Here is a 21,564-nt window from a genome sequence, read left to right on the forward strand (position 1 = left end):
TTACAGGCGTGAGCGCAGGACCTGAACGCCTGAACCGTGGAGCTTGTCCAGATGCGCCCGGCGCCCGGCCATGACCATCACCAGAGACAGCGTCGGCCCCTCAATAAGGGGACCGTTTCCGGCAGCAAATGGGCCGTCGTCAGCCTTCAGACGCAGGCCCGCTGCGTTGCTCCTGCTGGGAACGGCGAAGTCACGAAGGGCATAAAACTCTGCAACTGGCATGAGCGCATCCATGGACGGAGTGTGGCTAAACCCCAACGGAAAGCGAATATCTTCGGCATGGACCAGAACTTCGCCCAGGTAGGCAGCGGTGTCGGACGTGGGAGCCGTGGTGCTGGTGATGAGGGCCCGGAACTGTTCCAGGGTCGCCTCCGGAGTGGCGCCCAGATACTCGCGCAGGCGGCGTAGGTTGTGCACGTCTGGGCGGAACCGCGCGCCGAGCATGCTGCGGATCCACCGCCATTGGCCAATGCTTGCCGCGGCACTCAGATGGGCCACGACCTGTTCAACATCCCATGCTCCACACAATGATTCGTGATGCCATTGGGCCGGTGTCAGGCTAGCCAAATCTTCCGCGAGCGCGACCCGTTCAGCGTGCGCCAAGGCCCATAGCTCGTTGTCCTGAATCTTTGCCATGGTTATTTTTCCCCTATGCCGTTTGTGTGACTCCAATCCTAGGCGAGCACGCATTAACGCAGTCTGCTGGTGCAGTTGGTCCCGTTCGTTGAACCACCCGCACCAGCAAGATTTTTTGTTGTTTGCCCCACGACCAGTTTTACGGAGCCGAGTCAACCACCGTGGTTCGGATGGTGGTCCATTCACCGGCTGTTCCCGCAGGGATAGGGCCATCGGCCTGCAACGTGACAGTCCGTTCGCCGATCAGTTGCCCCGTCACAGGATCAATGATGATGTCCTTGCGTACTGCGTTCCGTTCAACCCGGCCGATGGCAATGCCCACCTGACCGTCCAAAGTTGCTTGCTTATCCACCAGAGTGACTCCCGGGATCATAGCGGCCGCCTTGTACAGCGCCGCACGCAAATCGGCGGGAACTAGACCGGTGCGCAAGAGAGCCGCGATTTCGATCATGGCTTGGGAATCAAGCGAGTCTCCTTTGCCAAGTGATTGTTTGTAGATGCTGTTCAGTAACAAATACGGATTCCGTGGCAGCGACGCTAGGTCACTTTCACTGGGCATCCCCGATGGTCCATCCTGGAATGCACCGCCCTTCCCTCGCCACGTCTGCGGGGTAGCACCCTGAAGCCCTTGGGTCTTCTGCACAAAGTCCTTGGTTTCTGCGTCAAAGAACGTGGTGGGGATGCGGCCCGATCGGACCATTACCCACTCATCCTGGCGATTGGCAGGAATGTACGTGGCGATCTTTTCGGTGTCCAACCAGAACCACTGTTTGCTGGGAGGCCCATCGTAGCCAGCAGGGCTTGCCCCGGCTGCCCCGGAAGGCCAGAGGTTGGTACTCTCAATCTTTAGATATTGGCCAGGGCCCACCACCGGGTCTGCGGTTTTGATGGTCAACTCTGCTGCATGGTTGAGTGCTTCGGCGGCCTCGGCCGAGGCTGCGCCGCGCCAGCCCGCGAGGCCCACCACATTGCCGACCACCAGCGCCGTTACCAAAGCCAGCGTTGCCAGGGACCCCATCGCGATCCGCAAACCTTTAGTCCGGCGTCGTTTATTTCGCTTCTTATGCTCAGGGGCGATCCGCTGCAGCAACCGCTCATGGCCACGCTCGATCACGGAGTCTTTCACGATCGGGATGTCGCTGCGCATCTCACGCAGTAGTTTGAGCTCGTCCATGATCTGCCTCCTCGGTGTTGTTCTGGTGGGAGCCGGCAGCTGCTTTAAGGATGCGCCGGGCCCGGTTGAGTCGTGACCTCACAGTGCCGATGGGTACCTTGGTGGCTTCGGCAATACCCTCATAATTCAGCTCCGCCCAGGCATAGAGCAGGATGCATTCCCTGTCCACCGCGGAAAGTTTCCGCAACGCCGCCGCCAACGCCGAGGTAGCTGCCGCAGCATCCAGCTGCTCAGCAATCCGCTCGGTGCTGTCGGCGTAGGCGTCACGGCCCGACGACTTGGCAAGCACCTTGAGTATTTTCGCCTCGGTCCGATGATGCTTGCGCAGCAGATTCGTGGCAATGCCGAACAACCAAGGACGGGCATCCGCCCACGCATGGTCAAAGGAATCCCGCCGCTCAAAAGCGATCAGAAAAGTTTCGGCCATAACGTCCTCGGCTGCCGATTCACCGGCGCGGCGGGCCGCATACCGGTAGATCATCCGGGCATATTTGTCGTAGAGCGCAGTGAAAACTTGAGGGTTCTCACCGGATCCACGAATAATGTCGCTGTCTGTAGTCACACCATGTATTGCACGGTGGCCGCAAAAGAGTTCACGGTCGTCACGGATGCGCGCGTCCTGGTCTTCCCGCAGTCTGTCCCCCGATGATCGATTTCACCATAGCAAGCCGCGTGGTCCGAGCCCTCCGCAAGCCTCGGTACCCTTGAAGAGTGATGAAATCTCCCCTTCCCGTCCGCAATGGCGTCAATGCAACACGCGTGCGAGTCCCCGACGAAGGCCCGTGGGCAACGGCCATGGAATTTGTGCTGGATAAGTTTGGCCATGTGGATTCTGCCGGCATTGTGGATAGGTTTGTGCGCGGCGAGGTCCGGGCCATTGACGGGGAAATCGTCACACCCACCACACCCTTGAACGAACACATGTTCATTTGGTACTACCGTGAGCTGCCCGTTGAAAAGCGTCTCCCGGTTGAGCTGTCCATCCTGCACCAGGACGACAACCTGGTGGTGGTGGATAAACCGCACTTCCTGCCCACCACACCGGGTGGCATGTATGTGCAGGAATCGGCGCTAGTCCGCCTCCGGGTTCTGCTGGACGCCCCGGATTTGGTGCCGATTCACCGTTTGGACCGCATGACCGCTGGCGTGCTGCTGTTTTCCGCCAACCCGGACACCCGTGGCAAGTACCAACTGCTCTTTGAAAAGCGCCGCATTGAAAAGACCTACCGCGCCGTGGCCCCGGTACGCGAGGACCTGGAATTTCCGCTGGTGGTGCGTAGCCGCATGATCAAGTCACGCACGTATCTTTTAGCTCAAGAAATAGAGGGGGAGCCCAATGCTGAAACCCGCATTGAGCTCATGGATACCCGCGTTGATGCCGCCACCGGCCAGACACTGGGCCTCTACGATCTCCAGCCGCACACCGGTAAAACCCACCAGCTGCGGGTTCATCTTGCTTCCCAGGGCATCGGCATCATGAACGACTCCTTCTACCCCGTACTACACGATCAGGCCCCGGACGATTACTCCAAACCCCTGCAGCTGCTGGCCCACAGCATTGCCTTCACCGACCCGCTGACTCGCGAACCGGTGAAGTACTCCTCAAAGCTGGAACTGTCCGAGTTCCCAGACCACCAGTAAGGCGCATTCAGCCTGAGCTAGGGCGCTTTCAGCCTTCGATCCGATCAGACGCCGATCGCGGAAATCTCCACGACGGCCTTCACTTGAGCATCGGGTTGGCGTGCTGTGACCAAGGTACGGATCGCACCGGCCACCGACCGGGCCATGGCGGGCGCCGGCAAGGTGCCGTCGGTACCGATCCGGATCTTGACGGTCAGGACGGACTTGGCGGTGAGGACAGTCTTGTCGCTGACGACGGGCCGGCCATCCGCAGAAGCTGCGTCCGGCGAGGATGCCTCGCCCAAGGCGACGGCGCCGCGTTCCCGGGTGCCGCCGTCGTCCGCGTCAGACACCGCCTCTGCAGTCTCTGCCTCAGAGCACACCACAAAGGGAACCGGCGCCGCGGCGCTGCCGGGATCCACCAGTGAGCCCAGCTGCTTGAGCGCGCTCAGCCACACCGGGTCAGCGGCATAGACCGTGGCCACGCCCTCCATGGCCAGCACCAACTGGTGGATATCGTCTTCGAGGCTCATGAGCGCCCTTTCCCTGATTCGCCGTAACCATTGCCGACCACCGGTGGCCGCATATCCGTGAAAGTCACATGCACGGCCATCACATTGAGCTCTGTTTCCACCAGCAACTCGGCAAAAACAGCGTCACGCAACTCCTCCGCGAGCGACGGCAGCGGGTAACCGTAACGGGCTGAGACATTGATCTTCACATCCACCGGGGCTCCAGGCACGCTGACGTCTCCATCGAGCTGGCAGCGCCCAATGAGCACCCCGCCCAAGGAATCGCCAACAGTGCGGACCAGCGCAATGACGGCGCCTTCGGTCTCACTCAACTCGTCCAATTCGCCGTCATCCGCGCCGCCGCCACTGAGCGGAATCGAGCGGCCCGCCCGTGACTCCAAGCGCAGGTTCGCCAAGATGCCATCAAGCCAGCCGGTGTCATCGGCAGCTGCGGAAGCAACGTCGTCGTCCATCATCAAAAGCGCCGCGGCACTAAGGCTGCGCAGCCCGGCAAGTTGTGCCTGACACTGCGGGCAATGCTCAATGTGCTCGGCGTCGGGGGACGTACCGCTGTCCAAATAGTCGCTGAGGGCTTCGATGCGCCGATCGCAATCATGCGTGGGGTTCATCGCCATTCCTCCATTTCCTTCATGAGCGTTGTCCGCGCCCTGGCCAACCGGCCGCGGACGCTGGCGGCGCTAATTCCCAGCGCCGCAGCGATCTCCTCATAGGATTGACCGCCCAATTCCTTCAAAACCCAGCATCTTCGCTGTTCCTCAGGCAGCCTAGACAACGCGATATTCAAGGCACGACGCGCGGACCCGGCCACCGCGACCTGCTCCGGCGTGGGCAAGGAGTCTGGCGCCTCAGGCTGGTCGTCAAGGTTGTCATGGGACTTTCGACGCCGGCCGGTGTCCACAGCGCGACGGGACACAATCCGCATGAGCCACGCCTTCGCGGCGGTTCCGTCCTGCAAATGAGCAATGTCTTTCCATGCCGCAATGAGCGCTTCTTGCACGACGTCGTCGGCCTCGGCATGCGAGTTGACCAGACGCCGGGCATAGGCGCGCATGAGTGGCGCGTGCCTGCGCGCCAGCATTTCAAAGGCGGCAACATCCCCGTCGCCGGCCCGTTCGGCCAAAACGGCGTCCGGGGCATCAGCTAGTTTGTGGGGCAGGTCCTGCAGTTGTTTCACCGGCGTGTGCCTTTCGGGATTCGCGGGGCGAGTATGAGCAGCGGGGCATGAGAACTTATGGGCGAGCATATACGCGCCGATGGCCGGCAGCGCGAATGCGTCTGCCGGCCATTGCTGTCCCTTACTTGCGGCCCTTGATGGCGCCGTAGGCAGCTGCAACTACCAGGCCGCCACCGATCGACAACAGCCACGTTTTGATGTTAAAGAACGATCCCAGATCAACGTTGAAAATGATGGAACCCAGCCACCCACCGACGATGGCACCGACCACGCCCAGGATGATGCTGGTGATCCAGCCGCCCTGCACCTTGCCCGGCATGATTGCCTTGACGATGGCTCCGACGATCAAACCCAGAATGATGAAGCTAAAGAAACCCATAATGTACTCCTTGTGTATTTGTTTATGCCACGCGTTCGGTGCGGGCAAATAGTGTTCGTGTGCCGGCCTTGATACGGACCAGCACGGGTAGACGGAAACCTAAAAGTTGATCGAGGCCCTCCACCAAATGGTCGACGGCGGCCATCACCTCAACGGGTGAGGCACCTTTCCGGGTTTGGATACTGATCTTCAACCCGGAGTTGGTTACAGCACCGGTATTTTTCCGGGACTTGCCGGACTGGGACTTGTTGGTCCAGGACTTGTTATTCCAGGATTGGACGGACGCTGCCAGGACATGCGTGTTATCTGCCAGCGCGGCCTTGATGGCTTGCGCTGCTACCGCAGTGTCCACGGTAGTTTTGCCGGTGTCATTGTCCTGCGCAGCTAACTGATTGCTGCGGCCGGTCCCTTGCGAGGCGATCCAGCACACCAACAGCACAGCCACGATGACGAGCACGGCAAGAACGCCCACACTCCACCAACTGATGTCCGCTCCGGGGATCTTGGCAGCTGCCAAGCTGCCCTGGACCCCGGCCCAGACTTCGGTGCCGGCTGTGGTCCAGCGCCGGGCGAATGCCGGGTTGGTCCCCGCCAGTATGGTGCTGGCTCCTGCTGCGACAAGGACCAATCCGAGCACCCCCAACAATGCGCGGTTCAGACCGCGATGGGTCCCGTTCATGAACCCACCGCCGTGCTGGTCGTGACGCCAACAGCCAAGGGTTTGCGCAGCCCGTAGAACGTCACTTCACGTGCCACGCTTTCCCGGATGTGCTCTGTGTCAACTACCCGGCCTGAGCTGGGGTGAACGCTCACGTCAATGCGTTTGCGGCCGACACTCGTGGCAACCTGCTCAGGTGCCAGACGGGCCGCCGTACGGGCAGTCCGGGAGAGCGCTGAGGCAAGAACGGCATTGTCGACCACTACGGCCGAACGGTTGTTTGCGATCACTTGACGTGCTTTTGTTCCCGGGAGCACCGCCATAGCCAGGAGGAATATCCCTAGCAATGCTGCGGCCACCCCGACGGCAACAAGCGCCCCGGGGACAGTCTGCGTGGCCAGCGACGCGAGGCGTTGAGCCAGCTCTGCAGGGCTCATGAGCACTGGCGCATTCTGCGTTGTCGAAAGCACCAGTTCCAGAGCCAGCCACAGCGCCGCCACCAGCAAAACCGCAGCTACCGCGATGGACACCACCGCCCTGCTGGAACGTGTTTCACGCACGTTCAGCCTGTTGATGATCCGCGCCTCACGCGCTTGTTCATCTCTCATTGGACTCTCCCCGCGTTCCTTGGATCTGGTTCATGAATACCGGTGAAGCGGACATCTACGCGACCCACAGTTGAGCCAGCCAGCACCTCAATGCCTTGAGTAACACGTTGCCGGCCTGACGCGGCCCGCTCAAACACGGTGCCACCGTTCGTCTCGCTACGGCCATTTAGCTCAGCAGCTAGGCGCAGAACCAAGGGCACGGCGAGCGAGACGCTAACTTGTCCCGACTGATCGTGCACCCCGGCCCGCACGTCCTTGAGCGGAACGTTGAAGGCGTCAGCAGCAATAGCTGCTACCAACTTGTCCATGGTGCCGGCGGAAATGCTGGTGTACCCGGCACGCATTCGTGGACGGCTGTGCACAGCTGACTCTTGTGCAACCCCCTTAATCCCCAGCGTGCCGGCACTCATGAGGAAGTGCGCTTCCCGCGAAGGGCGTCAATGACACCTCGTAGGTCCAGGCTGCCGTCAATGCTTCGCCCGATCACTGCGCCGACTGCCATGAACAGAGCCACCAGCAGCATGGCCCAAAATCCGAAGGCCAAAGCCGAGATGGCGAGGGTTGCAGCTATGGCCGTTCCTGCCAAGGTGGCACTCATGAGACGCGAGCTTCGCGCTGGTTCACCTGATCGTCTGCAACGACGTCGGTGCGCTTGTTCGCAGCAGGCTTCTCATCGTCTTCGGACGGGATGTGGATGTCAGTGATGGAGACGTTAACCTCTGTCACTTCCATGCCAACTACATCTTCGACGGCTGCGTAGATGGCGTCGCGCACAGCGTCCGCAACCTTTTGCAGCGGGTGCGGGTATTCCACCACGAGTGTCACATCCACTGCCACCTGGGTCTGACCGACCTCGACGCTGACGCCCTGGGTCAGATCCTTCTGGCCCACGGCTTCGCGGATGCTGCCCAAGGCGCGTGCTGCGCCGCCGCCGAGTGCGTATACGCCGGGGATGTCCTGAGCGGCAATGCCGGCAACCTTGGCCACCACGCCGTCTGCAACCGTGGTGGTGCCGCGGCTGGTGACCGTCTGCTTGGCTGAGTTATTGGCACTGTTGGTTGATGCGTTGTTCTTGATCTGAGGCTGAGTAGTCAAAATAATCACTCCCGAAGTTCTTCGTGTCAGTATTTATTCAAGCTCGGTGCCGATTGGCGCCTACACAAGTAAGGCGTACTGAACGGTAACATCGTCACGGTCAAATCACTGTGAACTGCGTCACATTCTATTTCGGTGACGGAAATGCGGGGTTTTCGGTGCCACCTTGCACTAAGAAACTTAGACGGTGAGCCATTTGCCAGCAGAGCGGCGATAGGTGCGCAACGCACCCGTGGTGGCCACTTCGTTGACTCCCTGAGCCAAAGAGATGGCGGCGTGACGGGCAAACTGGTTCTCGGCGTCGTATTCGCTGGCCTCCACCATGAAGCGGACGGTGATGCGCGGGATGCCGGCCACAATGTCCAGCTGGTTTGCCTCAACCACATGAGCCGATCCCACGGCAGCAACCGCCATATCCATGACTTCTTCGGGGGCGTGGCCGGGGCGCAGGCCGGTGATTTGGATGGTGGCGCGGAAGGAAGGCATGGTTCCAGCCTATCGGCGGCCCGTCTCATGCAAAAAAGATGGCGCTTGCGGGAAAAGACGGCCGTCTACCGGTGTCTTTTCCCGCAAGCGCCGTCTTTATCCGAAATAACGGGCGAACAGGAGGTTTAGCCCGTGTTGCGCAGGCCGGCAGCCACACCGTTGATGGTGATCAGCATGGCCCGTTGCAGGCGCTCATCTACCTCGGATTTGGTGATGTCAGCTTCGCGGACGCGGCGCAACAGCTCCACCTGGAGGTAGGAGATCGGGTCCAGGTACTGATCGCGGACGTTCAGTGAACGCTTCAGCAGCGGCTGGTTGTCCAACAACTCGGATTCGCCCGTCAGCAGTTGAAGTTCTGCCACCGTGAGATCGTACTCGGCACGGATCACGGCGAACAGGTGCTGCAATTCGGTCGGGACCAGCGTGCGCACGTAGTGGGCGGCAATGTCCATATCGGTCTTGGCCAGCGTCATTTCCACGTTGGAGATGGTGGAGGAGAAGAAGTGCCAGTGCGCCAGCATTTCCTGCAGATCAGCGGAGCGGCCAGCCTCGCGGGCAGCCTTCAAGCCGGAGCCAACGCCGAACCAGCCGGGTACGATTTGCCGGGACTGGGTCCAGCCGAACACCCACGGGATGGCCCGCAGCCCGCCCAGGCCGGAGCCTGAATCGGGGCGCTTGGACGGCCGTGAGCCAATGTTCAGCGAACCGAGCTGCTCTACCGGGGTGGAGGCCAGGAAGTAGGCCGGCAGGTCAGCGTGGTCAATCAACGTCCGGTATGTGCCGAATGCGGCGTCGGAGATGACTTCCATGATCTCGCCAAAGCGGTCCAGATCGTCATCGGAGTGACGCGGTGCCTGGTGCAAGGCCGAACCCTGCATGACGGCGGCCAGCGACAGTTCAAGGTTTTCACGAGCCAGTTCCGGCAGTGAGTACTTATCGGAGATGACTTCGCCCTGTTCGGTGAACTTAATGGCGCCTTCGAGCACGCCATTGGGCTGGGCCATGATGGCGTCATAGGTGGGTCCGCCACCGCGCCCTACGGAGCCGCCGCGGCCGTGGAACATACGCACGTTCACGCCGTGCTTCACGGCAACATCGCGCAGCTTGCGCTGAGTCTTGTGGATCTCCCACTGGCTGGTTAGTACACCGGATTCCTTGTTGGAGTCCGAGTATCCGAGCATGATTTCCTGGACGTCCCCGCGCAGGCGAACCAATTCGCGGTAGGACGGGTCAGAGAGCAGCTGGTCCACAATCTCTGCCGAAGCACGCAGCTCGTCAACAGTTTCCAGCAGCGGAGCGAAGCCAATCTTGGCGTACCGCTCCGAGCCGGTGAGCTGCACCAGACCGGCCTCGCGGGCCAGCACCACAGGCGCCAAAACATCGTCAGCGCCGCGCGTCATGGAGATGATGTACGTTTCGATCACATCCGGGCCGTACGTGCGCAAGGCGCGGCGCACCACACGGAAGACGTCGTATGTGCCGTTCGCTGCGCCGTCGAGCTTAATCGGGTGACCGGAAAGCGGACGGTGACTGGACAGCTCGGCGCCCAAGACGGCCAAACGCTGGGCGCGGTCAAGCTCGGCGTACGGCGTACCCAGATCGCCCACGCGGTCCATGAGCTGCCCGACGGCGTCGTGGTGGTAGTCAGCGTGCTCGCGGATATCCAGGGTGGCCAGGTGCAGGCCGAAGGAGGAAATGGCGCGACGCACCGAGGCGAGAGCGCCATCGGCAACCAGCGCGGCCGAGTTGTTCCGCAGCGAGGAGTCCAGCAGTTCCAGGTCAGCGATGAGTTCGGAGGTGGCACTGTAGTCCCGGCCGGGCTCATGGTAGGCGTCAGAGGCAACACGCTTCTGGGTGTTGAGCAGCTTGGCCTTGATGCAGGTGAGCTTGAGGCGGTAGGGCTCATCGGCGTTGAGCTCGAGGGCGCGCGGATCGATGCCGGGCAAGTTGGCAAGGTCGACGGCGGTGGAGTCGGTCAGCGCCGCGTCCGCACCGTAGAGGGCGCTGGAGTTGGAGAGGACGCTGAGCAGGTCATCAATCAGGACCAGTGAGATCTTGACGGCGTTCTGGTTTTGCAGGATCAGCACGTCACGGGTGACCTCTGGGGTGACGTTCGGGTTGCCGTCGCGGTCACCACCAATCCAGGAGCCGAAGCGCAGCGGTGCCGCGTCCGCCGGCAATTTCACGCCGTGCTCGCCAAGGAGGTCACTGAGCTCGGTCAGCACCTCCGGCATGGCGTCGGTGAGGATGTTGCGCAGGTAGTAAATGGCGTTGCGGGCCTCATCCATGGGGGTGGGGCGGACCTTGCGCAGCTCATCCGTCTGCCACATCTGGTCAATGATTTCAGCCAGTTTGCGGTCCTGGCGGGCACGGGAGGAGCTGCCTTCCTCGGAAGGGGTGGCCAGGATATCGGAGAGCTTGCGGATCTTATCGAGCACCGAGCGGCGTGAGGCCTCGGTGGGGTGAGCGGTGAAGATGGGGCGCACATCGAGTTCGTTGACAACCTTTTGCAGCGCCTCCGTGCCAGCCTGTTCGGCGATTTCGGTGACAGCCTTAGCCAGCCAGCCGTCCTTTTCCGGACGCGAGCGCAGGCTACGCACGCGGTGCACCTGCTCGGCGGCGTTGGCCAAGTGGAAGTAGAACGCAAAGGCGCGGACCAGATCGGTTGCCTGTTCCAGCGGCAGGGAAGAGAGGACCTCGCGGACCTGTTCTGCGACGTCGTTGGCACTCCACGGCCCGGTGCCGGTCTCACCACGGGCGGCTTCTTTGGATTCCTTGGTCAGCAGGCGGACCTGCTCCACCATGGCGAGCAGCTCCGGGCCGTGCTGGCGGACCAGTGATTCGCCCAGGAGGGTGCTGACGCGGCGGACGTCGGCCCGCAGGTCGGTGTCCTGTTCCGGGATCAGCTCCGGGTCCGGGGCTGTGCCTTGGTCTGTGCCTTGGTCTGTGCCTTGGCCAAGGCCTAGGCCTTGAGTGCTAGCTTGCAAATCTGAGCTCATGAGTCAGCGTCCTTACGGTCTGTGATTCTGGGTTCTCGTATGCGGCGTTGAATACGGTGGCGGCCCAATAGCGGGCCTGTTGGATCCTACGTTGACACACTTAGCCGGTGCCAATCAGTCTCAAATAATTACGGGCGCTCAGCCGTGTAGTGCGCGTAAATTTGTTCCCAGCACGGGTAAAAATCGTCCCACCAGTGCTGCCAATCAACGCTCTTCCCTTCGAGGGCCTCGTGTAGGTGATCCAGGTGCACGTGCCAGCCAGCCAACGACATCAGCACCGCCTCATCGGGCACAGCCACCGTGTTGGTGAACGTCATCGCCGTGCCGGTCTCGGTGGGGGTCAGTTCAATGCGGATCCGTCCGTGCATGTCATTGCTGAACTCCAGCAGCTTCGGCGCATCCGCTGCAACGATCCGCCCGTACCACCAGTCGGTTTCGATCCCGTGGCCTTCGTCCTTGACATTGAGCCACTTCAGATCAAACGAGGACCCCGTTTTCGCCTGGCCGCGCACCTTGGCCCACCACATCTGGGTCTTTTCCGGATCGGTCAGCATAGCCCAGAGAGCCTCTGGCGCCACCGCGTAGTGCCGCGAGTACGTCAGTGCCGTGCGCTCTTCATCCACTGTGGCGGCGGTGCCCAGCGGGAATCGTGTCATGTCCTTGTTGAATTCTGCATTCGATGCGTTTGATGCCATGGCTCCATTCTTCCATCACCCCGGCCTCGCCCGCCGTTTCACTCCCCCCTGTCACCGATGGAATAGCTGCCCGCCGCCTCCCGTTGTGCCTAATGTTGGGCCTAGCCCTGAATTACCCGCACAGCCGAAGGAGCCCCATGAGCACCGCCACCGCCGAACTCGACCGCCTCACCCAGCGCTGGGAACGCTTCCGAACCGGGCGCAATAGCTCCTTGGCCAGCGACCACGGCTGGCTGACCCTCACCTCGTTCCAATGGCTGCCCGCCTCTCCCGCTCCCTTGGCCGAAATCCCGGGTTTGTGGAGTTTTGAAGGTACGACGGCGTCCCTCACCGCAACAGCCACGGACCACCTGACGCTGGTGGAAAGCGGCGAACCGGTGGTAGGAACCATCACGGCAGCGCTCGACGACGAGCAATCAATCATGTGGGTTTCCAGCGACTCTGTGGTGGTGGAGCTGGGCATGCGTGCCAACCGCTACATGATCCGCACCCGCGACTCCGCGTCCCCGGTTCTCACGAACTTCTCGGCGGTGCCGGTGTTTTCCTACAACCCGAATCTGGTGGTGACGGGGACCTTCGAGCGCTGGGATACGCCCCGCCGAACGGTGATTGCTACAGCCAACCCACTGGTTCCCGGCGTGGCGGAGCTGGTGGGTGAAGTGTCCTTTGAGCTCAACGGGACACAGTACCGGCTGGCCGCCGAAGAGGGCGGGCTAGGATCGCTGGTGCTCACCTTCCACGACGCCAGCAATGAGATTTCAACATCGCATTGGCGCAAGGTGGAACTCACCAGGCCACGTCCGGACGGCTCCGTGGTGATTGATTTCAACCGCACCATCAACTATCCCAGCGCCTTCACCGACTACGGCACCTGCCCCGCACCCGTTACCGGTAACACCCTGCCGGTGTCGATTGAAGCCGGCGAGCGCGACCCCCGGAAGTAGCCAGCGCCGCCAATCCCTGCCCTCGCGCGGCCAATCTCTGAGCTTATGCGCAGAACTTGTTTTCGGGTTCAGCGCATAAGCTCACTGCCCCAAACTTATGCGCCGGACTCCGTGTGAGTGGTGCGCATAGGCGCTTATGCGCACCACTGGAGACGGGTTCAGCGCATAAGCGCACTGGCGAAATCTTATGCTCGGAATTAGCGGCAGGGTTCAGCGCATAAGCGCACTGCCAGGTCCGCAGCCAGGCAGTCGGGTCCGCATGTCCGGCTAGACGATGGCGCTGATGCCTGTGATGGCCCGTCCGGCGATCAGAGTATTAATCTCGTGTGAACCCTCATAGGTGTAAATGGCCTCGGCGTCGGCAAAAACCTTCGCCATGCCGTAGTCACTGACAATGCCGTTGCCACCCAAAATAGAACGGCCCAGAGACACGGTCTCACGCATGGCCGCAGTGGTATGCGCCTTGGCCAGTGCAACCTGCGCCATGGATGGAACCAGCTGCCCATCTGATGCAGCGCCGCCGTTGGATACACCGTCTTGGAGTGCGGCAATCCGCACCATCATGGCCAGCGATGAGGTGGCGTTGCCCAGCATCCTCACCAACTGCGACTGGATCATCTGGAACGCCGCGAGAGGCCGGCCAAATTGCTGGCGTTCCACGGCGTAGGCTCGCGCAATGTCAAAGGCGGCGAGCTGCTGGCCAACAGCCTGCCAGGCCACCGAGATACGTGATCCCAGGAGGAGGTGGTTGGTGTCCTCGAAGGAGCTGACAGCCACGATCCGGTCCACGTCGGGAACTCGAACATCGGTGAGGGTGATGTGTGCGTTTTGGACAGTGCGCAGGGCGATCTTGTTTTCAATCTTGTTCCGCACCACACCCTCTGACGCAGCATCGAGGAAGAAGCCGCGCACCTGCCCGGTGTCAGCGTCGCGCGCCCAGAGCAGCATCCGGTCACAAAACGTCCCATTGCCAATCCAGCGTTTGGCGCCGTTGAGTACCCAGTAGCTGCCGCCGTCGTCGCTCACATGGCGAGCGGTGGTAACCATGCCGCCGGCCACATCGCTGCCGTGATCAGGTTCAGTCAGGGCGAAGGCTCCCGTGGTGCGCAGCGCAAGTGCGTCAGGGAGCAGCCGTTCACGCTGTTCGGGGGTGCCGAAATCGAGCAGCGCCTGAACGAAGAGGTCGTGGTGAACCAGGAAAAACGTCGCCAGCGAGGTGTCCACCCGCGTCATCTCCGCCACCACCAGTCCGGTGAACAAGTGGCTGAACTCGCGGCGGTCAGGGGCAGCGAGGTCCAGTGCAGCGATCTTGGGCAGGATGTGCGCCGGGAATTGCGCATCGTTCCACCAGCCGACGGCGTGCGGGGCCACTTCGGCGGTGAGGAACTCGCGCAGCTGCGTCAACTTGGCCTTCTCCGCGGGGCTGAGCAGGGCCTCGAAATCGTAGAAATCCGCGGCGGGCAGCTCCATGTGTTGCTTGCTCATCTCGGCGACATTCGGATGGCGCCGTCGAGCCTGATGGTCTCGCCGTTGAGCATGGCGTTGGCGAGAATGTGTTCCACGAGTGCCGCGTACTCGGCTGGCTTACCCAGGCGGGAGGGGTGCGGGACCTGCTGACCCAGCGAATCCTGCGCCGCCTGCGGCAGACCAGCCAACATGGGAGTTTCGAAGATGCCGGGGGCAATCGTGACCACACGAATCAAGGAGCGGGCCAATTCCCTGGCAATGGGCAGCGTCATGGCAGCCACGGCCCCCTTCGACGCGGCGTAGGCGGGCTGACCAATCTGCCCATCGAAGGCCGCCACAGACGCAGTATTCACAATGACGCCCCGCTCTGAACCGAACTCACCGGCGAGCGGATCCGCGGCAGCCATGGCTTCGGCGCACAGCCGCACCACATTGAAGGTGCCAATCAAGTTGATCTGGACCACGCGACTGAACTGTTCCAGAGGCAGCACTCCCTCCCGCCCCAGCACCTTCCCAGGAGTTGCCACGCCGGCACAATTCACCACAATCCGCAGCGTCCCCAGCCCGGCGGCGGCCTCGATGGCGGCACGCACCTGGTCTTCATTGGTGACGTCGGCTGGGGCAAACACGGCCCGCTCCCCCAGCTCTGCAGCGAGTTCGGCTCCGTTTGAGGTGGGCAGATCAACCAGCACGACGGCGGCACCCGCCGCATGTAGGCGCCTCGCCGTTGCTGCGCCTAGCCCCGAAGCTCCGCCGGCAATAAGAGCGACAGTGCCGTTGTTGGAAATCTCCATGGTTCCTCCTCGTTGAGGTGTGTGCTGCCCAGACCGGAAACAGCGGACTTGCGTTAATGCATACTAACTAAAATTCGCCCCCAACGCGGCACCACTTTACGGCTATTCTTTCTCAACGCTCCATCACTTCCGGGCGCCACATCCGGACCCGCCGCCGTAAAGTGATGCCGCGTTTGAAGAAAAGGGCCGTAAAGTGATGCGGCGTCAGGGAAAAGGGGACGTACGCTGGGGGTCATGACAGGCGCAGCAGCTCGCAACGAACCTCCCGCACCCACCCACAACTGGGCTGCGCTCGCCGCCGAGGCTGGCTCAGATGTGAACACGCGCTTCGGCCACCGGCTCATAGGCCTGCCCGGAACGTGGATCGGCTCTCTCCAAGCGCCCCCGCCAAGTGGCAGTCTGAGCACCGGTTCCGCCACAGCTGCCCTAGCTAAAAAGCGCCCCTTGCCTTGGACCGAAATGCCGTGGTCCGAATGGCATTACTGGTGGCAATCGCACTATCTCGACGCGATTGTTGACGCGGGAAACCACGCGCTGACTCAGGAAGATGCGGCGGGAGCCCGGAGGGAGTTGCGGCTTGGCAAAGCGCTCCTACGCGGCATCTTGATCCGTAATTTCTGCCGCTTCCCCAACCACTATTACGACGACATGGCGTGGCTGGCGCTGGCAGCCACCCGACTCAACGAGCTCTCGCTGCACCTGACCTCCAAGCCCGCTACGCTGGCCAGGTCTGCCGCCCGAACCCTCACCAAGCAGCTCCACAAAGCCCATGACCCGGTGCTTGGCGGCGGCCTCTACTGGTCCCGGAAACGTGACTACAAAAACACGCCCGTGAACGGCCCGGCGGCAGCGCATTTTGCCCGGATCGGGGAGCACCAGATTGCTGGCGCCGTCGCCGACTGGTTACGCAGCGAACTCTTCGATGCGGAAACCGGTCTCTACCAAGACGGCATTCATCCATCCATCACAGGACGCGATGTGGAAGCCACTATCTACACCTACAACCAGGGGCCCATTCTTGGGGCCTTGCTCAAGCTTGGCCGCCCTCAGGATCTCATCGACGCAGAAACGCTGATCGATGCCATTAGCCGGCACCTCCACACGCCGGGTCAGGGCCTGCGGCTCGAACCCGGCGGTGACGGCAGCCTGTTCACCGGCATTCTCGCCCGCTATCTGGCCCTCGCCGCGCAGGAGGACCGGCTCCCGGCGCAAACCAGGGCAACGGCGTCGGACCTCATTGTGCAGACAGCGGCCACCGTTGCCGATCAGCGCCCGGAGATCCTCTCGGCCGCCATCCAGCGCTGGACCATCCTGAGCGCTGCCGCAGCAATCTAGGCCAGCAGCAGTCTAGATCCAGAGAAACCTAGATCCGGACCGGGATCAGCCCGGCGGCTACTTCGGCCGGCGCTTTTGCGGATGCGGCGTCTCGCCGGCCTCAAGCATGGCCACGAATCCGGCGATTTTTGCGGCCCGCACGGACGGCGATTTGACCGAGTTGGTGCGGTAAATCAAGGCGTATCGGTTAACGGAGGTCAGGACCTCAAACATGGCCTGGGCCGGCGGGCTGGCCGCAATTGCGGCGGCAAGATCCTCCGGGACCTCGGCACTGGCTTGCCCGGCGTAGGCCGCTTCCCAGCGGCCGTCGGCCTTGGCGGCATCAGCTGCCGCAACACCGGCAGGCTGCATGAGGCCCGCCGCCGCCAACCTCTCGTAGTGCCCCACATTGATCTTTGACCACTTACTGGTCTTGGTCCGCGGGGTGAAACGGCGCAGGTGACTGCCGTCGTCGCGCTTGCCACTCACGCCATCGATCCAGCCAAAACAGAGGGCCTCCTCCAGCGCGGCGGCGTAATTCAGCTCCGTCACATTGCCACCCTTTTTATGCAGCACCAGCCGCACACCCGGGTTCGTTGTGTGGTGTTCGGCCAGCCAGGCACGCCAGGCAGGAGCGTCCGGGACCAAGAGTTCAGGGAGTTCAACCATGCCTCAACATTAGTATTGGTGACATTGCAGAACCACAAGGAGAACCATGCTGCGTGTGCGCCCCATCATTTTGACCTCGAATTTCACACAGACAGTTGCGCAGTTACGTGAACTGGGCCTGAGCCGCTTGGAGAACGACGGCGACTGGGCTGAGTTTGATTCCGGCAACGGCAAGGTGGTGTTGCGCCGCGCGTCAGCGGATAACCCCTCCGTGGAGAGCCACAGTATTTCGCTAGCTTTTGAGGTGCGCGACTGTGAGATCTTTGTCCGCCGCACGCTCGAGGACGGGACTCATGCCGAGGAGGCCCACACCTTCACAGGGCCCGGCGCCCGCGTCACCGCCCCCGACGGTTTCAGTTTTGAGCTGGCCGCCTCCGAGGATCTGCGCCTGCCCGAGCCCGATGCTGTTCCCTCCGCTCCGTCAGCCGTAACAGCCATCTGGCGCACGCCGGATCTCGGTGCGGCCAACAAGGTGCTGGCAGATATTGGCGCCAAGTTTGTGCAGGAAAATTCAGACGGCGGCGCCCTGTTCCGGGCCAAGAATGGCGGTTTCGTGGCCACGGCGAAAGGTGCGGTGACCGGCGTCGAACTTGAAATAAAGCATCAGGGTGAGACGCTCACTTTTGGTGCCGAGAGCGAATCCTGAGATTTTTCGGGGGCGGCGGGAAGCGTGTGGGGCTTCGATGGGGTAGAACTAAAGATATGAGCGTGCGCACCCCTGATCCTTATCCCGGCTGGCTGTCCCCCGAGGACCTGTACGAGGCCCGAAACCGGCTTCCTATGGTCTATGTTGAAGCGGTTCCCGTGCGCCTGGACCCGCTGGGCTACGTCAACGAGGTGGGTCTGCTACTGCAGGCCGACGAGAACGGTTCCATGGTCCGCACCCTGGTATCCGGGCGTGTGCTGTACCGCGAGACCATCCGTGCCGCGCTAATCCGCCACATTGAGAAGGATCTGGGCCCGCTCGCCTTCCCGCAGCTCCCCGTTAGCCCGGTGCCGTTCACGGTCGCTGAGTTCCTGCCATCCCCCTCACAAACAGGATTCACCGACGAACGCCAGCACGCGGTCGCCCTGGTGTATGTCATCCCTGTGACCGGCGAATGTGAACCCCGTCAGGACGCCCTGGAGCTGACCTGGATGACGCCAGAAGAGGTGCTCAGCCCCGGCGTGCAAGAAGAATTTGTGGGCGGCCGCGGGGCATTGGTGCGTCAAGCGATCTCCTACGCAGGCCTGGGCCGCTGACCCTCGCCGGGTTCATTCTGGGCTAGTTCTGGTTCATTCTGGGCTAGTTCTGCATGCGTTACCGGGTGAACGCTAGCCGGTTCAGTAGATCCGGCGTAGATTACCAATCATGGTGAACACCCAGCTCTCCGTCCTTGTCAACGCCGATGCCGAACAGGTGTGGCTCATGCTTCGTGATCCGGCCAGGACTGCCCAGTGGCATGGCTGGGAGATGGAGGGCCTGGATACTGAGATCCAGCAGATCTTCCACTCCAAGGTGACCGAAAGCAATGACCATCTGCGCCTGGAGCTGGAAATGGGTGATGTTTTCACCCTTGAGCCACGCGCCGACGGCACGCTCCTGACCCTGACCCGGGGAGAGGCGACGGGCGAGTGGACCAAGTACGACGCCGATATCACCTCGGGCTGGTCCATGTTCTTGCAACAACTCAGGTTCGCGTTGGAGCGTCACCCCCGAACTGCCCGGCGCACCGTTTTTGTCGATGGCACCAGCGCCGCCCACACCAATTTGTGGGACGTTTTGGGAATCGACACAGGCTGGCTCCCGGAACCTGGCCAACCTTATGGCCTCACGCTGAACAACGGAGCTACGCTGACCGGCAAGGTCTGGTACCGCAATGAAACCCAAGTGGGGTTGACGGTGGAAACCTACGCAGAACACGGCGACGGGCTGTTGATCCTGTCCCAGCAGGCTCCGCTGGATGGAGTCCGGGAGCACCCGGGCGCCCAGATCATTGCTTCCACCTACGGACTGGGCGCAGTAGCCCTTGACGCCATCGCCGACCAGTGGGACGCGTTCATGGAAGAGCACTACCCGGACGAATAACTACCCGGACGAATAACTGTCCTGCCAACAAAGCTTCAAACTAAACCGCCGGATTCACTCCGCCGTTTCAGATCCAGCTGCAGGCGGGTTCCCCGTGCGCGGCCACGGCGTGTTTTCGAGCGCCTCAACATCCTGGTTGAACCGGAGCAAAAGGCTCAGGAATTGCTCCCGTCGCTGGGCTGGCCAGTCGCCCACAACATCGCGAAGTCCCTCTTCATTAATGGCCCGCGTATCAACGAGCGCCGCGAGCCCGGCTGCCGTCGGGGCCAGGCGACGGGCCACTTCACCCGGGAGGCCGGGCACATAGTGAACATATTCGGAGCGCAGCAGCGCGGCTACCTGCCGATGCACGGTAGACGTGTCAAGGGTCAGTGCCTGAGAGAGTTCCTTGAGCGTCATCGCCTCCACCAGTTCCAGCCGGCTGAGCAGCAAAAAAGCCGAACGCTCAAGCATTCCAGCCGAGCGCGGGTGCGGGCGGAACTGGTAGCGGGATAGCAGCATGAGCTCGTTCTGCATCTGCTGAACTGCGTCGCGATCGTCCACGTGCTCATTCCTTCGGCTCAAAACGTTGTCCGATGAAGTATAGCAATGGTTTGCATCGTGCAAATTATTTGTATGATGCATACGTCATGTACGATACACAAGCGCGTTTATGCGCGTCGTATCCACCTCTTCAGGAGCCTCGTGACTCACAGCAGCCCATCATCCAGCCACAAAGTTAGCTCACCCCGTACCGCCGTCGCAGTTCTAGCGTTTGTGGGCATCATCGCCTCACTCATGCAGACTATTGTGGTGCCGCTGATCCCCCAGCTGCCAGCACTGTTGCACACCACGGCATCGAATACCTCATGGGTCATCACGGCCACGCTGCTGGCCGGCGCCGTCGTCACCCCCATCGCCGGGCGTTTGGGTGACATCTTCGGCAAGCGCCGCATCCTGCTTATTTCGCTGGCTCTGCTCATCATCGGCTCCGTCATTTGCGCGCTCACCAGCTCGCTGGGTTTGTTGCTTGCCGGGCGCATCCTCCAAGGCCTCTCCATGGGTGTCATCCCCTTGGGTATCAGCATTTTGCGTGATGAACTCCCCCGGGAAAAAGTCGGTTCAGCCGTCGCTACCATTAGCGCCACCATGGGTGTCGGTGGTGCCATTGGCCTGCCCATCTCGGCCCTGATTGCCCAAAATTCCGACTGGCACGTACTCTTCTGGGCTTCCGCGGCCCTGGCCGTTGTGGCCTTCGTTTTGGTGCTTGTTGCCCTGCCGGAATCACCCTTGCGCACACCTGCCAAGTTCGACGGCGTTGGTGCTTTCGGTTTGGCCGCCGGCCTGGTAGCCCTTCTGTTGCCTGTTTCCAAGGGTGCGGACTGGGGCTGGTCCAGCCCGCTGACGCTGGGACTGTTCGCAGCGTCCGTGGTGATCTTGGTGCTGTGGGGAATCTTCGAACTGCGCATCAACTCACCCTTGGTTGACCTTCGTGTTACCGCCAGGCCCCAGGTCTTGTTCACCAACTTGGCCTCAGTGGCCGTCGGCTTCGGCATGTACGGCATGAGCTTGACCTTCCCGCAGCTCCTCATGGCCCCCGAGGCCACAGGTTACGGACTGGGGCTCTCCATGGTTCAGGCCGGTCTGGCCATGGCTCCCGGCGGTTTGGTCATGATGGCGCTCTCCCCCGTTTCCGCCCGCTTGTCCGCACGCCGCGGCCCCAAATTCACGCTGGTGATAGGCGCCGTTGTTATCGGCATTGGCTACGTTTTGGCTTTCTTCCTCACGTCTGCCGTGTGGCAAGTGATCTTGGCCGGAATGGTCATCGGCGCGGGCATTGGTTTGGCTTATGCCGCCATGCCGGCCCTCATCATGGGTGCTGTGCCGCTGAAGGAAACCGGTGCCGCCAATGGTTTGAACTCCCTGATGCGCTCGGTGGGCACGTCCACTTCAGCTGCCGTCATGGGCGTTGTCCTGGCCAACATGACCATGTCACTAGGCTCAGCAACTCTGCCCAGCATGGATGGGTTCCACACCACTTTCGGCATCGCCATCCTCGCCGCAGTCGCTGCAGTGATTCTCGGCGCGCTCATTCCCCGGAATAAGCAGTCCCGCGACACCACACCTGAGGCTACACAGCAGGCAACACCGGTATTGGTGGACGCCCAAGGCTAGCCGCATCACCGAGGAGCATCTCTGCTGGGTTTGCTCCGCAAGACGAGTCATTCCACCGCTCCGGGCATCTACTGCCGGGGCGGTGGAATCGTTTAAC

26 protein-coding genes are annotated in these 21,564 nt (G+C 61.8%); 7 read left to right on the forward strand and 19 right to left on the reverse strand.

Translation table 11 applies throughout. The features are described from left to right. From AS189_RS00645 to AS189_RS00655, 3 genes are all read right to left on the reverse strand, one after another. Positions 1-636, reverse strand: a complete 636-nt coding sequence (locus tag AS189_RS00645) for a maleylpyruvate isomerase family mycothiol-dependent enzyme (protein ID WP_062285535.1) — start codon at positions 634-636, stop codon at positions 1-3. A gap of 139 nt (positions 637-775) precedes the next feature. Continuing rightward, complete coding sequence (locus AS189_RS00650) at positions 776-1,810, reverse strand: CU044_5270 family protein (RefSeq protein ID WP_062285537.1); 1,035 nt, start codon at positions 1,808-1,810, stop codon at positions 776-778. Beyond that, entirely contained in the window at positions 1,785-2,372 is a 588-nt protein-coding gene (locus tag AS189_RS00655) for an RNA polymerase sigma factor (protein WP_062285539.1), read from the reverse strand. Before AS189_RS00655 ends, AS189_RS00650 begins: the two co-directional genes overlap by 26 nt. 152 nt (positions 2,373-2,524) lie before the next feature. Here AS189_RS00655 and AS189_RS00660 point away from each other — a divergent pair, with 152 nt between their 5' ends. Then, on the forward strand, positions 2,525-3,451 hold the full coding sequence (locus tag AS189_RS00660) for an RluA family pseudouridine synthase (protein WP_062285541.1): 927 nt from the start codon (positions 2,525-2,527) through the stop codon (positions 3,449-3,451). 44 nt (positions 3,452-3,495) lie between these two features. Here the strand turns inward: AS189_RS00660 and AS189_RS00665 are convergent, their stop codons facing one another. The 12 genes from AS189_RS00665 to AS189_RS00720 all read right to left on the reverse strand — a co-directional run bounded on the left by AS189_RS00665 (position 3,496) and on the right by AS189_RS00720 (position 12,057). Continuing rightward, on the reverse strand, positions 3,496-3,963 hold the full coding sequence (locus tag AS189_RS00665) for a hypothetical protein (RefSeq protein WP_062285544.1): 468 nt from the start codon (positions 3,961-3,963) through the stop codon (positions 3,496-3,498). After that, entirely contained in the window at positions 3,960-4,571 is a 612-nt protein-coding gene (locus tag AS189_RS00670) for an Asp23/Gls24 family envelope stress response protein (RefSeq protein ID WP_129587109.1), read from the reverse strand. The genes AS189_RS00665 and AS189_RS00670 overlap by 4 nt, the downstream gene beginning before the upstream one ends. After that, a complete protein-coding gene (locus AS189_RS00675) occupies positions 4,568-5,137 on the reverse strand; it encodes an RNA polymerase sigma factor (protein ID WP_237759940.1) in 570 nt (189 codons plus the stop codon). The genes AS189_RS00670 and AS189_RS00675 overlap by 4 nt, the downstream gene beginning before the upstream one ends. Positions 5,138-5,258: 121 nt before the next feature. Beyond that, positions 5,259-5,516: a GlsB/YeaQ/YmgE family stress response membrane protein gene (locus tag AS189_RS00680; protein WP_062285547.1), complete on the reverse strand. Its 258-nt coding sequence runs from the start codon at positions 5,514-5,516 to the stop codon at positions 5,259-5,261. Positions 5,517-5,538: 22 nt separating this feature from the next. After that, a complete protein-coding gene (locus AS189_RS00685; protein ID WP_062285549.1) occupies positions 5,539-6,195 on the reverse strand; it encodes a hypothetical protein in 657 nt (218 codons plus the stop codon). Continuing rightward, the gene (locus tag AS189_RS00690; protein ID WP_062285551.1) at positions 6,192-6,782 is read right to left on the reverse strand and encodes a hypothetical protein; all 591 of its coding nucleotides are present in this window, start codon (positions 6,780-6,782) and stop codon (positions 6,192-6,194) included. Before AS189_RS00690 ends, AS189_RS00685 begins: the two co-directional genes overlap by 4 nt. Then, a complete protein-coding gene (locus AS189_RS00695) occupies positions 6,779-7,192 on the reverse strand; it encodes a hypothetical protein (protein WP_062285553.1) in 414 nt (137 codons plus the stop codon). Before AS189_RS00695 ends, AS189_RS00690 begins: the two co-directional genes overlap by 4 nt. Beyond that, positions 7,189-7,380: a DUF2273 domain-containing protein gene (locus AS189_RS00700; protein WP_062285554.1), complete on the reverse strand. Its 192-nt coding sequence runs from the start codon at positions 7,378-7,380 to the stop codon at positions 7,189-7,191. The genes AS189_RS00695 and AS189_RS00700 overlap by 4 nt, the downstream gene beginning before the upstream one ends. Next, entirely contained in the window at positions 7,377-7,877 is a 501-nt protein-coding gene (locus AS189_RS00705) for an Asp23/Gls24 family envelope stress response protein (RefSeq protein ID WP_082634460.1), read from the reverse strand. Before AS189_RS00705 ends, AS189_RS00700 begins: the two co-directional genes overlap by 4 nt. Positions 7,878-8,057: 180 nt before the next feature. Continuing rightward, the gene (locus tag AS189_RS00710; RefSeq protein WP_062285558.1) at positions 8,058-8,363 is read right to left on the reverse strand and encodes a hypothetical protein; all 306 of its coding nucleotides are present in this window, start codon (positions 8,361-8,363) and stop codon (positions 8,058-8,060) included. A gap of 125 nt (positions 8,364-8,488) precedes the next feature. Then, complete coding sequence (gene ppc / locus AS189_RS00715; protein ID WP_082633924.1) at positions 8,489-11,362, reverse strand: phosphoenolpyruvate carboxylase; 2,874 nt, start codon at positions 11,360-11,362, stop codon at positions 8,489-8,491. A 128-nt stretch (positions 11,363-11,490) separates the two neighbouring features. Then, positions 11,491-12,057, reverse strand: a complete 567-nt coding sequence (locus AS189_RS00720) for an SRPBCC domain-containing protein (RefSeq protein WP_062285560.1) — start codon at positions 12,055-12,057, stop codon at positions 11,491-11,493. 137 nt (positions 12,058-12,194) lie between these two features. Between AS189_RS00720 and AS189_RS00725 the strand changes: the two genes are divergently transcribed. Continuing rightward, positions 12,195-13,001 carry a DUF1684 domain-containing protein gene (locus AS189_RS00725; RefSeq protein ID WP_062285562.1) on the forward strand — a complete coding sequence of 269 codons (807 nt, stop codon included), beginning with the start codon at positions 12,195-12,197 and terminating at the stop codon, positions 12,999-13,001. Between the two features lie 267 nt (positions 13,002-13,268). Here the strand turns inward: AS189_RS00725 and AS189_RS00730 are convergent, their stop codons facing one another. Both AS189_RS00730 and AS189_RS00735 read right to left on the reverse strand, forming a co-directional pair. Beyond that, complete coding sequence (locus tag AS189_RS00730; RefSeq protein WP_062285564.1) at positions 13,269-14,486, reverse strand: acyl-CoA dehydrogenase family protein; 1,218 nt, start codon at positions 14,484-14,486, stop codon at positions 13,269-13,271. Then, positions 14,483-15,262, reverse strand: coding sequence for an SDR family NAD(P)-dependent oxidoreductase (locus AS189_RS00735; RefSeq protein ID WP_062285566.1), 780 nt, complete (start codon positions 15,260-15,262; stop codon positions 14,483-14,485). The genes AS189_RS00730 and AS189_RS00735 overlap by 4 nt, the downstream gene beginning before the upstream one ends. Before the next feature lie 234 nt (positions 15,263-15,496). Here AS189_RS00735 and AS189_RS00740 point away from each other — a divergent pair, with 234 nt between their 5' ends. Beyond that, on the forward strand, positions 15,497-16,597 hold the full coding sequence (locus tag AS189_RS00740; protein ID WP_062285568.1) for a glycoside hydrolase family 76 protein: 1,101 nt from the start codon (positions 15,497-15,499) through the stop codon (positions 16,595-16,597). A 57-nt stretch (positions 16,598-16,654) separates the two neighbouring features. Here the strand turns inward: AS189_RS00740 and AS189_RS00745 are convergent, their stop codons facing one another. Continuing rightward, positions 16,655-17,245, reverse strand: a complete 591-nt coding sequence (locus AS189_RS00745; RefSeq protein WP_062285570.1) for a YdeI/OmpD-associated family protein — start codon at positions 17,243-17,245, stop codon at positions 16,655-16,657. A gap of 46 nt (positions 17,246-17,291) precedes the next feature. On the opposite strand from AS189_RS00745, the gene AS189_RS00750 reads away from it, so the two are divergent. From AS189_RS00750 to AS189_RS00760, 3 genes are all read left to right on the forward strand, one after another. Next, positions 17,292-17,891 (forward strand): hypothetical protein, encoded by a 600-nt coding sequence (locus AS189_RS00750; protein ID WP_062285572.1) that lies wholly within the window; start codon positions 17,292-17,294, stop codon positions 17,889-17,891. Between the two features lie 56 nt (positions 17,892-17,947). After that, complete coding sequence (locus AS189_RS00755) at positions 17,948-18,487, forward strand: NUDIX hydrolase family protein (protein WP_062285574.1); 540 nt, start codon at positions 17,948-17,950, stop codon at positions 18,485-18,487. Positions 18,488-18,596: 109 nt separating this feature from the next. Further along, on the forward strand, positions 18,597-19,313 hold the full coding sequence (locus tag AS189_RS00760; RefSeq protein WP_062285575.1) for an SRPBCC family protein: 717 nt from the start codon (positions 18,597-18,599) through the stop codon (positions 19,311-19,313). 54 nt (positions 19,314-19,367) lie between these two features. On the opposite strand, the gene AS189_RS00765 is transcribed toward AS189_RS00760, so the two are convergent. After that, on the reverse strand, positions 19,368-19,856 hold the full coding sequence (locus AS189_RS00765) for a MarR family winged helix-turn-helix transcriptional regulator (protein WP_062285577.1): 489 nt from the start codon (positions 19,854-19,856) through the stop codon (positions 19,368-19,370). 141 nt (positions 19,857-19,997) lie between these two features. Here AS189_RS00765 and AS189_RS00770 point away from each other — a divergent pair, with 141 nt between their 5' ends. After that, positions 19,998-21,467: an MFS transporter gene (locus AS189_RS00770; protein WP_062285579.1), complete on the forward strand. Its 1,470-nt coding sequence runs from the start codon at positions 19,998-20,000 to the stop codon at positions 21,465-21,467. Positions 21,468-21,564 lie beyond the last annotated feature (97 nt).

It is taken from the genome of Arthrobacter alpinus (genome assembly GCF_001445575.1).
Taxonomy (GTDB): domain Bacteria; phylum Actinomycetota; class Actinomycetes; order Actinomycetales; family Micrococcaceae; genus Specibacter; species Specibacter alpinus_C.